Origin of the sequence: Cupriavidus sp. P-10 (genome assembly GCF_003402535.2) — a bacterium.
Taxonomy (GTDB): domain Bacteria; phylum Pseudomonadota; class Gammaproteobacteria; order Burkholderiales; family Burkholderiaceae; genus Cupriavidus.
Genome location: NZ_AP025171.1, coordinates 1,345,419 through 1,356,566, shown reverse-complemented (window position 1 = coordinate 1,356,566; position 11,148 = coordinate 1,345,419). Strand labels below are relative to the sequence as shown.

8 protein-coding genes are annotated in these 11,148 nt (G+C 58.0%); all 8 read right to left on the bottom strand.

The features are described 5' to 3' along the window. Positions 1 to 9: 9 nt before the first annotated feature. Positions 10 to 1,335, bottom strand: a complete 1,326-nt coding sequence (gene eno, locus CTP10_RS23245; RefSeq protein ID WP_271815887.1) for a phosphopyruvate hydratase — start codon at positions 1,333 to 1,335, stop codon at positions 10 to 12. Positions 1,336 to 1,373: 38 nt separating this feature from the next. Beyond that, positions 1,374 to 4,250 (bottom strand): phosphoenolpyruvate carboxylase, encoded by a 2,877-nt coding sequence (gene ppc, locus CTP10_RS23240; protein ID WP_116323835.1) that lies wholly within the window; start codon positions 4,248 to 4,250, stop codon positions 1,374 to 1,376. Positions 4,251 to 4,340: 90 nt separating this feature from the next. Continuing rightward, on the bottom strand, positions 4,341 to 5,969 hold the full coding sequence (locus CTP10_RS23235) for an NADP-dependent glyceraldehyde-3-phosphate dehydrogenase (protein WP_116323834.1): 1,629 nt from the start codon (positions 5,967 to 5,969) through the stop codon (positions 4,341 to 4,343). Between the two features lie 12 nt (positions 5,970 to 5,981). Next, positions 5,982 to 7,409 carry a pyruvate kinase gene (gene pyk, locus CTP10_RS23230; protein ID WP_199414757.1) on the bottom strand — a complete coding sequence of 476 codons (1,428 nt, stop codon included), beginning with the start codon at positions 7,407 to 7,409 and terminating at the stop codon, positions 5,982 to 5,984. 210 nt (positions 7,410 to 7,619) lie between these two features. Next, positions 7,620 to 7,913 carry a putative quinol monooxygenase gene (locus CTP10_RS23225; RefSeq protein ID WP_116323832.1) on the bottom strand — a complete coding sequence of 98 codons (294 nt, stop codon included), beginning with the start codon at positions 7,911 to 7,913 and terminating at the stop codon, positions 7,620 to 7,622. A 103-nt stretch (positions 7,914 to 8,016) separates the two neighbouring features. After that, entirely contained in the window at positions 8,017 to 9,081 is a 1,065-nt protein-coding gene (locus tag CTP10_RS23220) for an Ldh family oxidoreductase (RefSeq protein ID WP_199414755.1), read from the bottom strand. 92 nt (positions 9,082 to 9,173) lie between these two features. Further along, entirely contained in the window at positions 9,174 to 10,139 is a 966-nt protein-coding gene (locus CTP10_RS23215) for a Bug family tripartite tricarboxylate transporter substrate binding protein (RefSeq protein WP_116323831.1), read from the bottom strand. A gap of 27 nt (positions 10,140 to 10,166) precedes the next feature. Beyond that, positions 10,167 to 11,048 carry a 3-keto-5-aminohexanoate cleavage protein gene (locus CTP10_RS23210; protein WP_116323830.1) on the bottom strand — a complete coding sequence of 294 codons (882 nt, stop codon included), beginning with the start codon at positions 11,046 to 11,048 and terminating at the stop codon, positions 10,167 to 10,169. Between the last annotated feature and the right edge of the window lie 100 nt (positions 11,049 to 11,148).

Genomic DNA, 11,148 nt, shown 5'->3' with positions numbered 1-11,148 from the left:
CGCGCCCCTCTAACCGATGGTACTAGCGTTGCTGCTGGGAACCCTCTGGCGCAGACAATAGAAAGTCGATCGGCCTGCATATGACGTCGTGTCACCGAGTGCCTCTTCGATCCGCAGCAGTTGGTTGTACTTGGCGATGCGGTCCGAACGCGACAGCGAGCCGGTCTTGACCTGGCCAGCGTTGGTGCCCACGGCGATGTCGGCGATGGTGCTGTCTTCCGTTTCGCCCGAGCGGTGCGAGATCACGGCGGTGTAGCCGGCGCGCTTGGCCATCTCAATGGCCGCGAACGTCTCCGTGAGCGTGCCAATCTGGTTAATCTTGATCAGGATCGAGTTGCCGATGCCGCGCTCGATGCCTTCCTTCAGGATCTTGGTGTTGGTCACGAACAGGTCATCACCCACCAGTTGCACGCGCTTGCCGAGCTTGTCGGTCAGCGTCTTCCAGCCGTCCCAGTCGCCTTCGGCCATGCCGTCCTCGATCGACACGATCGGGAACTTGTCGCACAGGTTGGCCAGGTAGTCGGCGAACTGGGTCGAGGTCAGTTTCTGGCCTTCGCCTTCGAGCTGGTACACGCCTTCGCCCTCGTGGTAGAACTCGCTGGCGGCGCAGTCCAGCGCCAGCAGCACGTCTTCACCGGCGCGGTAGCCGGCCTTCTCGATGGCCTGCACCACGGTGTTCAGGCATTCCTCGTTGGACGAGAAATTCGGCGCGAAGCCGCCCTCGTCGCCCACCGCGGTGGACATGCCCTTGTCGGCAAGGATCTTCTTCAGTGCGTGGAAGATCTCGGCGCCGCAGCGCAGGGCTTCGCGGAAGCTGGTTGCCGACACCGGCATGATCATGAATTCCTGGATGTCCAGGCTGTTGTTGGCGTGCGCCCCGCCGTTGACGATGTTCATCATCGGTACCGGCAGTTGCATCGCGCCCGAACCGCCAAAGTAGCGGTACAGCGGCAGGCCGGCTTCTTCCGCGGCGGCCTTGGCGACAGCCATCGACACGGCCAGCATGGCGTTGGCGCCCAGGCGGCCCTTGTTCTCGGTGCCGTCGAGCTCGATCAGGGTGCGGTCCACGAAGGCCTGCTCGGAAGCGTCCAGCCCCAGGAGCGCTTCAGAGATCTCGGTGTTGATGTGCTCGACGGCCTTCAGCACACCCTTTCCCAAGTAACGCGACTTGTCGCCGTCACGCAGTTCGATGGCTTCGCGCGAGCCGGTCGATGCACCCGAGGGTACCGCCGCTCGGCCCATCACGCCGGATTCCAGCAGCACGTCGCACTCGACAGTGGGGTTGCCGCGCGAGTCCAGAACCTCGCGTCCAATGATGTCTACGATTGCAGTCATGATTATCTGTAGGAAAAGAGAGAGGGACTGAGAACCCGTCAGCCACTGTTTCGCAGGCCTTGAGCAAGGCCGTTGATGGTCATTCGAATACCTTGTGTGATACTTTCGGAAATCTGTCCATTTCGATGGCGCTTCAGCAGTTCGATCTGGGCATGATTCAGCGGATCCAAATAAGGGCCTCGGTTTCGGATAGAGCGGCGAATCGCAGGGCTCCCAGACAACAGCACCTCCGCATTCATGATCGAAAGCAAGTGGCGCTTGGTGAGTTCATACTCCTCGCGGATCCGACCGAAGATGTTGTTTCGGAGGTTTTCGTCCTGAACAAGGTCGGCATAACGAGAGGCAATCCCCAGATCAGACTTCGCCAGAACCATTTCCATGTTTGAAAGCATCGTGCCAAAGAATGGCCAGGACGCACACATATCCCTCAGCAGGGTCATGCCGTCGGGGCTTTCCTTAAGCCATGCGTTGATCGCGGATCCGAAGCCAAACCATCCGGGAAGCATGAGCCGGCATTGAGACCAAGCGAAAACCCACGGGATGGCGCGCAGATCGTCGATACGGTCCCCCGCCTTCCGCGACGCCGGACGACTGCCGATATTCAACTGGGCGATCTCTGAGAGCGGCGTAGATTCGCGGAAGTACGTCGCAAATCCCTCAGTCTCATAGACTAGTGATCGGTACGTCCTGTAAGCGGCATCCGACAGCGCCTTGATGACGCTGTGGAAAACGGCTTCCTTCTGTGGGTCCAGGGTTGGCCCTGTCAGGCAGGCTTCAAGGCTGCCCGCCACCAGGGCCTCCAGATGAAGTCTCCCAACGTCCGCACTCTTGTATTTCGACGCAATGACTTCGCCCTGCTCCGTGATCCGAACCTTGCCTGAGTGCGCGCCATGGGGCTGAGCAAGAAGCGCATCGTAGGTCGGCCCTCCGCCTCGCCCGATGGCTCCGCCGCGCCCGTGGAAGAGGCGCATGACGATCCCATGGCGCATTAGCACCTCCTTTAGCGCCACCTCAGCTTGGTAAATCTCCCAACAGGATGTGAGGTAGCCCCCGTCCTTGTTGCTGTCGGAGTATCCGAGCATGATTTCGTGCTCATCGCCCTGCCGGACTATGAGCTTCCTGTAGGCCGGAACGCCGAAGAGTTCGTGCATGATCGATCCGGCGGCCCTAAGATCCGCGATCGTTTCGAACAGGGGCACGATCGAGATCGTCTCGCTCCCTTCCAGGCAGTTCTGAGCAAAGCTGATCAGGCCTGCCTCTTTGAGAAGAACGGCGACCGCAAGAAGATCCGAGACGTTGGAGGTCTTCGAGATGATGCAGTTCTTGACAATGGACGGACCGTAGGTTTCCCTGAGTTCCCGAGCCGTCGCGAGAATCGCCATCTCTGAAGATGTCTCATCGCTGTAGGTTCCCAGCGGCGACCACAGTGGACGTTCACTGGCAAGCTCCACTTCGAGCAGGCGCCTGCGCTCGGATTCTGGCTGACCAAGGTAGTCCGCACAGACGCCAGCTCTCATAAACAGTTCCGCGATCGTACGCGCATGGACTTCGGCGCTCTGACGCAGGTCTATCGGCGCAAGATGGAATCCAAATATCTCTACAGCTTTGATTAGGCTTCGCAATTCCCCTCGTGCCAGCCTCCCGTTGCCCGCATGCTCGAGGGAGACCTGAAACTGACTCAGATCGTCAAGCAGATCACGAGGATCACGGTAGCGGTCTTCCTTGCGGACGCTTGCTCCCTGCGACTCGGACGTGAGTAGATCCAGCGTGCCACGAAGTTTTTGGGACACATACGCAAGGCCGCGCCGATATGGCTCATCGACCGTGTGTGGTGATACGCCAGTCGCACGTTCGGACAGCAACTTGACAGCGGGTGCGACGCGAGTGCGCGCGGTGGAGAGCGTAAGCGTCTGAACCAATCGACCCAGAATGGATTGGTAATGCCCAATACAAGCTTCAAACTGCAAGCGGCCCGCCATACGAAGCACTGACGCGTCGATGTTCGGGTTTCCGTCCCGGTCCCCGCCTATCCATGTGCCGATCTGCAGCAAGGGCGGAGCCGCAAACGCCACATCTCTACGCGACCCCTTGCACATCTCCCTGATGGCATCCTCCAGCCCGCAGTACAGACGCGGGACCTCCCTGAAGAATGTCCTCTCGAAATAGCTGATTCCGTTCCTCACCTCGTCGATGGGTGTCAACGCCTGAAACCGCAGAAGGCGCGTGTTCCATAGGCAGTTCACCGCGAAAGCAATCTCTTCGCGATTACTTTCGTCCTCTTCCGGCGTGAGCGCACGCCCGTCTCTCGCGTCCAGTAACTCCGCGATCCGCCTTTCGTGTAATAGAATCGCTTGACGCCTCACCTCCGTCGGATGGGCCGTGAGGACGGGCATGATGGATAGCCGCCGCAACATTCCTACCGTCTCGTTTGGTGCATAGCCGAGCGAGACCATCGCGTCGAGGCTTCGGGCCAGGCTGCCGGGGCGCCTCGTTTGACCAGCAATGGCGGCGGCGCGCCTGATGCGGCGTTCATGCTGGTCTTCGGCAATGTTGGCCAAGAGAAGAAACAGCGAGAAAGCACGTGCGACCGATTGCATGGCCTCCGCTGGAAGACCGGCCATCGTCTGGTTGAGCTTCGCCCGAACAGCGGCTTCTGCAGTCCGGGTGAATTGCAATGCGAGACGACGGATCTCCTCCACCCTCTCGAACATCGCCGCGCCGTCCTGAACTCTAATGATGGCGCCAAGGAGGTCACCGAACAGCCGGATGTCCGCATTCAGCCGCTCCTGATGGTCAGCTTGCAGGGCCTGAAGGACGGCAACGCCCTCAAGGTCGGGTTCCGGACTGCGAGCACCGGAGCGCGTATCACGGGAATCCGGCCGATGCGATCTCGGCGTCGATGTCGCTTGCAACATATGCTTTCTCACCAATCGGGCGCCATGGAGACCCCCGCAAAATCTGCCTGGCGCCCCACCGGCGCGTTATTTCTTCAGAAACGACGTGTCTCAGAAGATGAAGCGAGTATTGACGAACGACGATTTGTGACCAAGTACGATATCGTCCAGCAGCGCCTTTGATGCCGCCGTGTCTTTTGCTGCAACCATGGTCCTGACCGAAAAAGCTCGAAGCGCATCTGATACCGACAACGTCCCTTCCGCCGAGTCCTTCCGGCCCGTGAAAGGAAAAACGTCTGGACCGCGTTGACATTGGCAGTTGATGTTGACGCGACAAACTTGATTTACCAGTGGATCAACGAGTGTTGCGATGGTGTCCGCGTCCGAGCCGAAGATGCTGACTTGTTGCCCGTAATCGGAGTTCTCCACATAGGAGAGCGCCGAGTCAATGTCGTCGAACGGCACGATCGGAACGATTGGACCAAATTGCTCCTCGCGGAATAGCCGCATTGTTTCGTCGACCGGATACACCACCGCCGGAACGTAGAGCGTCTCAGCGCTCTGCCCGCCATCCGTGTTGCAGACTCGCGCCCCCTTTTCCAGCGCATCGGCCACACACTCAGACAGGTATCCAGGTTTGTTCCGATCGGGCAATGGAGTAATTGCGACGCCCGGCTCCCACGGCATCCCAACCGGCAGCGCCGAAACGGCTGCACAGAACTTCTCCACGAACGCGTCCGCAATGGACTGGTGCACCATGACGAGCTTAAGCGCAGTGCATCGTTGCCCGTTAAAGGAGAGCGAACCAAGCACGCACTCGCGCACGGCGAGATCAATGTCTGCATCCGGAAGGATGATCGCTGCATTCTTGGCATCCAATCCCAATACGGCTCGCAGACGGTTCGTCTTCGGATGTAGCTTCTTTAGCTTGTCTGCGACCCGCGAGGAGCCGATTAGCGCAAGGACGTTCACCTGTCCAGACGTCATCAAAGGCGGTACGACTTCCTCACCCCGGCCGTATACGGTGTTGACAACCCCTGGTGGAAATGCGTCCCTGAAGGCTTGCAGGATGGGAGCAAACAGCAGTGTCCCAAATCGAGGCGGCTTGAACAGGATCACATTGCCCATTATCAGAGCCGGAATCAGCGTGGTGAACGTCTCGTTCAAGGGGTAGTTGTATGGCCCCATGCATAGCACCACGCCGAGCGGTGCTCGCCTGATCTGCGCGATGGTTCCTTCCACCATCTGAAACCGGGAGTTGTTGTTATCGAGTTCCTTTAGCGCGTCGATGGTCTGGCGGATATAATCAATCGTTCGGTCGAACTCCTTTGCCGAATCGGCCGCCGACTTACCGATCTCCCACATGATCAGTTTCACAATGAGATCGCGTTGCTCAACGATTCGGCGAGTGAAGTCCTGAACATGGACGATACGTTGATCGACTGACATTGTCGGCCACTGCCCCGTACCAGCAGCATAAGCTCCCACCGCTGCCTGCAGAGCTTCAAGGCTTTCGTTTGCGCTTGTTATCGGGTAGCTTCCTACCTCCACCGGCAGCAGCCTGCCATCCGCATCACGGAAAGATACCGGGGAAAGCACGGTATGAGTTGGTCCCTCCCAATCACGCAATTCTCCATTGATGAGAATGCTGCGCTGGTGCAGCGGCGATTCGAGGCGATGTGCGGGAGGAACCGATTCCCGTGCCGGAAAGAGTGCCGCCAGTCGTTCGATTTGTTTCATGGTAGCCAGGTGTCAGTTTGCGGGGACAGTGGGGAAGACCAGGCGGAGCAAATTCGTTGATCCCGGGGTGCGGAAGGGCATGCCCGCGACGATCGCAAATGGACGCTTTTCAGGCTCGAAGCCTTGGATGCGTGCCACCTCTGTCGCATGGGTGACCATCTCTTCGACATTCTCCGCGTCTTCCCCATGGACCGCATGGACTCCCCACACCACCGCCAATCGCCTGGCCGTCTCGACGCGGGGGGTCATGACGATAATGGGTACATTCGGCCGTTCATGGGCAACTCGCAATGCACTGGAACCAGAGAGTGTGTACGTGACGCATGCAGACAGAGGCAAGACATCGGCAACGGTACGGATCGCGGCGCCGATGGCGTCGATGGCATCTTCCCTGCGCGTAGCCGCAATGGCGCCCATCGTGTCGCGCTGAAGCTTGTCCTTCTCGGTATTACGGATAATCCGCGCCATCATTGCCACGGACTCCACAGGATAGTCTCCACTTGCCGATTCCGCGGAAAGCATGACAGCATCCACGCCATCGTAGACAGCCGTCGCGACGTCGGAAGCCTCGGCGCGGGTCGGCGCGGGCGAATTCACCATCGAATCCAGCATCTGCGTTGCCACCACGATGGGCTTCCCTGCCTGCCGGCAGAGTCGCGTGAGACGCTTCTGAATCGCTGGCACCTCTTCGGGAGGCATTTCGACCCCAAGATCCCCGCGAGCCACCATGATCGCATCGGCTGCCGCGACAATGGCTTCGATGTCGGAGATGGCGCCAGGCTTCTCGATCTTGGCCATGATGCCAACGCCCGCCCCGACGATCTTCCGGAGTTCCTCAATATCTTGTGCGGACTGCACAAACGACAGAGCAACCCAATCAACACCGAGCGTCAGACCGAAGGCCAGATCACGGTGGTCCTTTTCTGTGAGCGCAGACAACTTCAGTGCGCAGTCAGGAACGTTCACGCCCTTTCGATCCGAGATCTTTCCGCCAGCCTCTACGATTGTTTCCGCGAAATCGGATCCACAGCGTACGACCCGCAAACGGATGCGGCCATCATCGATGAGCAGTGTGTTGCCGGGCGTCAGCGCTTCGAAGATTTCCGGATGAGGGAGCTGAGCAATCTCGCCGTTGCCGGGAACGGCGGCAAGCTGGAGCCGGAACGGCTGCCCTGCGACAAGGATCTCCGGACCGGCCGGGAAAGTGCCTACCCTCAGCTTCGGCCCTTGGAGATCAAGCAATACGCCAATCGGCCTCCCTATCGCAGCTTCGACTTCGCGAATGGTCTGGAGTCGTTGCGCGTGGTCCTCATGGGTACCATGACTGAAGTTCAGTCGAAACGTATCCGCACCAGCTCGGAACAGTTGCTCGATAACCTCCGCGCTTGATGAAGCCGGTCCGAGCGTTGCCACAATCTTTGTGTGGCGCTCACGCCGCAGTCGCATGTTTCTCTCCGATGACTGATGCGAGCGATAGGGACATCGCTCTGAAAAAAAAGACGAGTGAAAGCATTCCGATGTCTAGTCGGAATTTTGAAAATTTAACTTGAAAATGTAATTTATCCGTATCGGGATAAATTACCTGAAATTGCCGGCTATCCAACGAGGCCGTATGCTGAAAAAATCTATTTATACAACTGAAGGAAGTTGTTATGTTACGTTATTGATCCGGCCAAACTCTTCCACTTTCTTGCTGACGACCCAATCTGTACTGATACGATCGAAATCGTGGAAATGACTCATGCCCAAATGCAGTTGGAACGCGTCCGCATTTCGATAGATCTCGTACAGCATGAACTGAGGCGCTGTGGGGCTTTTTAGGACGTCAAACGTGACGCACCCGGGTTCTGTTTCAAGGGATATGGCGGCGTTGGCCAGAATGGCATCTCTGAATAGATCGACTTTTTCAGGCAGAACCTCAAAAGTCACGATGACTGCATGCATGCGCAACCTCGTCTTCTAGGGGGGTAACATAGGGCAAGAATCGGGGCCGTCTGGCGCCTCACCGTTGCAGGGCACCGAGACGACACACGTTCCTTCGACGCAATCAGGCAAGAGGCAGCGGCACGCCGTACTGCGCGCCCAGTTCTTGGAGTTCCTTTACCAGGGAGTTGCCAAGAGGAATGCCTTCTCGGCGGCGAACGCCCAGGCTGATGAACTCCCGCTCGCCCGGCAAATAGATACGCTCAACACCCGTTGCGCGCTTAGCGCCCGTGATATCTCCCATCGCCTTCTGCATGCGTTGCATGTAGGCATCAACGTCGTCGAATGCCTCTACAGGAAGCACACCAAACAGATGGCCACTGTTCTGGGCAGTGGTCGTCTTCTCATAAAGATCGCCGACATCACGCCCAAAGAATGCGCCCGACAGCATCGTGCTGAGCAGACCCACCATCAACGTCAACGCGTAACCCTTAGGGCCGCCCACAGGAACAACAAATCCCTTCAGCGCCTCCACCGCATCCGTTGTCGGCAGACCATCAGGGCCAGTGGCCCATTCGGCCGGGATAGGGGTGCCCTCTTTCGCTGCGACGATGATCTTTCCGCGCGCTGCGATGCTGCACGCCATGTCCAGCACGATGGGAAAATCTCCTGGTGTCGGGAAAGCGATTGAGAACGGGTTGTTGCCAAGTACTGCTTCGGCACCGCCCCATGGCGTCATGTGGTTGATGGCTCCGATGGTGAAGCTGAAGCCGATCATATTGTTCCGGGCCGCCATTTCCGTATAGTAGGCCGCAGCGCCAAAGTGATTGCTGTTCCGAACCGCCACAAAAGAACAGTGGCCGGCCTTACCCTTCTCGATGGCATGCTCCATCGCCCGAATGCCGACCAGGTGGCCGAGACCATTGTCACCGTCCATGACAGCGCTGGTCAGGCTATCGCGAACGAGGGAAATCTTCGGTGTGGCATTCGTACCGCCATCGAGAATGCGTTTGATATAGATGGGAAAGCGTACGACGCCATGTGAGTCGACACCTCTGAGGTCTGCTTCCACGAGATTGTCGGTGACCTCTACCGCCTCACCGTGGGAGACACCGACACGCGTGAGAATCTCCACGCAGTAATTCTTCAGGTTGGCTTCGCTAACCCGAACGCTGTTCTCGGCTTCCATTCTGCCTTTCCTTCCAAAAAAATTCTGTCAAGGAGCGCAGCCCTTCGCCACGCTCTGGTTCCCATCGCCGCGATCGGCGATGGATGGACGACTTACTCAGCCGTGATGTTGGCCGCCTTCATCACTTGGCGCCAGTTGTTGACTTCGGCTTCTACGAACTTCGCAGCCTGGCCAGGCTTGTCACCGATGACGTCCATGCCAATGTCAGCAAACGTCTTCTTGTCTTCCGGCTGCGAGAGTCCGGACACCACTGCCTTGTTCAGTTTCTCGACCACTGCGGGAGGCGTATTTGCCGGTGCGGCGATCCCGACCCAGAATTTCAGGTTCATATCGGCGACCCCCGCTTCTTTCGCGGTTGGGACGTTTGGCAGCACCGGAACCCGCTTGTCGCCAGTTACCATCAGTGCCTTTACCTTGCCCGACTGGATAAAGCTCAGAGCCGTCGGCAACGCCGTAAAGATGACTTGAATGCGGCCCCCGAGCAAATCCTGCATCGCGGCAGACGCACCTTTGTAAGGAATGTGCGTCAGGTCGGCACCAGTCTTCAGGCGAAACAGTTCGCCGCCGAGATGGGAGTTGGTGCCCTTTCCAGCCGACCCATAGTTGATGGAGCCAGGAGACGCCTTGGACAGGGCAATGAACTCCTTAACGTTGTTGGCCTTGATGCTTGGATTCACGACCATGACGAACGGCACGGAAGCGACAGTCGTGATGTGCGAGAAATCCTTGACCGGATCAAACGGGAGATGCGCAAACAGACCCGGCGCCATGGCAAACGACAGATCCGTCACCAGGAGCGTGTAGCCGTCCGCAGAAGCCTTTGCAACGTAGTTCGCACCGATGGTGCCACTGGCACCTGGACGATTCTCCGGAACAATCGATTGCTTCAGCGCGGAAGTCATGTCCTTGGCCACCAGACGTCCCACAATATCGTTGGTGCCACCGGGCGAAAACGGAATGATCAGCGAGATGGGCTTCGCCGGGTAATCTTGCGCGCCAGCCACTGCGCTGCAGAACGACAGCATCAAGGCTGCGAAGGTCTTTTGAAATTTTTGCATGTCTTTATCTCCTTGATTCGAGTTGTATTACGCCATCCCGAACATTTCGCGGGTTTCGGCCGGCGTGGCGACTTCACGGCCCATCATCTTTGCGATCTTCGCGAAATGGTTGATGACGTCTCCGTTGTTGGGTGTCCCAAGTTCCGACCACCCATAGTCGCCAAGACCAATGGCGATATGGCCTCCAAGCTCGATCGCCGCAACCGCAGGTCCGGTCGGATTGCCGATCTTGTTGCAGACGGTCCACTCCAGGGGCGCCTTGGGAAGGAACGGCAGATGAGAGTACAGACCTTGTATCGTGCCGGGATGTCCGCCGAGAATCCCGCAATCGGTTAGCTCGAACATGAAGTAAGGCGTGTCCTTCACCAAGCCCATATCCCGCAGAGCGCTAAAGCAACGGGTGAATGCCACGGTCCAACTCACGAACTGTGGCTTGACCCCCAACTCCGGCAGCCGACGCGCAAAGGCTTCTAGAATCTTGGTGTCATTTTTGTAGGTCAGATGGCCGGTCAGATAGCGATTCGCCTCGTAATCGAAGCGGTCGATATTCGTGCTGCCGCAGTCGATCGGTGCGAGGTCCGGCTGCGTCTCGGGCGATTTGGAGAGAACCTCGATATGGGCCAATCGACTCATTTCGCCTTCGTTGGAGATCTGGCCTAGCGTCGGAAACACGAGGCAATCGCAGTTTGCCCGGATCGCGCGGATACATGCGGCGAACGTCTCAGCATCATGGGCCGGCTTGCCGTCCGCTTGCCGCGCGTGAAAATGAATAATGCTTGCGCCCGCCTCCCTCGCCTTTGCAGCCTCGCGCCCGATCTCCTCTGGCGTATAGGGAATGTTTGGATTCTCAGACCGTGGCATGTATTCGTTGATACGTGCCTCGATGATCAGTTTCTTCTGCGCTTTCATGCTGTCTCCGTTAGGTCAGAGTCATCGTCCTTTGACGACCTTTCAGACCACATGCTATCCACCTATCAGACCAAAAGCTAGGTGTGTTTCAAAATTAGAG

Coding starts and splice junctions, on each gene's coding strand:
- CTP10_RS23235 (WP_116323834.1), bottom strand. CDS start 5,969: ATGAAACAAATCGAACGACTGGCGGCACTCTTTCCGGCACGGGAATCG.
- CTP10_RS23215 (WP_116323831.1), bottom strand. CDS start 10,139: ATGCAAAAATTTCAAAAGACCTTCGCAGCCTTGATGCTGTCGTTCTGC.
- CTP10_RS23225 (WP_116323832.1), bottom strand. CDS start 7,913: ATGCATGCAGTCATCGTGACTTTTGAGGTTCTGCCTGAAAAAGTCGAT.
- ppc (WP_116323835.1), bottom strand. CDS start 4,250: ATGTTGCAAGCGACATCGACGCCGAGATCGCATCGGCCGGATTCCCGT.
- CTP10_RS23210 (WP_116323830.1), bottom strand. CDS start 11,048: ATGAAAGCGCAGAAGAAACTGATCATCGAGGCACGTATCAACGAATAC.
- CTP10_RS23220 (WP_199414755.1), bottom strand. CDS start 9,081: ATGGAAGCCGAGAACAGCGTTCGGGTTAGCGAAGCCAACCTGAAGAAT.
- eno (WP_271815887.1), bottom strand. CDS start 1,335: ATGACTGCAATCGTAGACATCATTGGACGCGAGGTTCTGGACTCGCGC.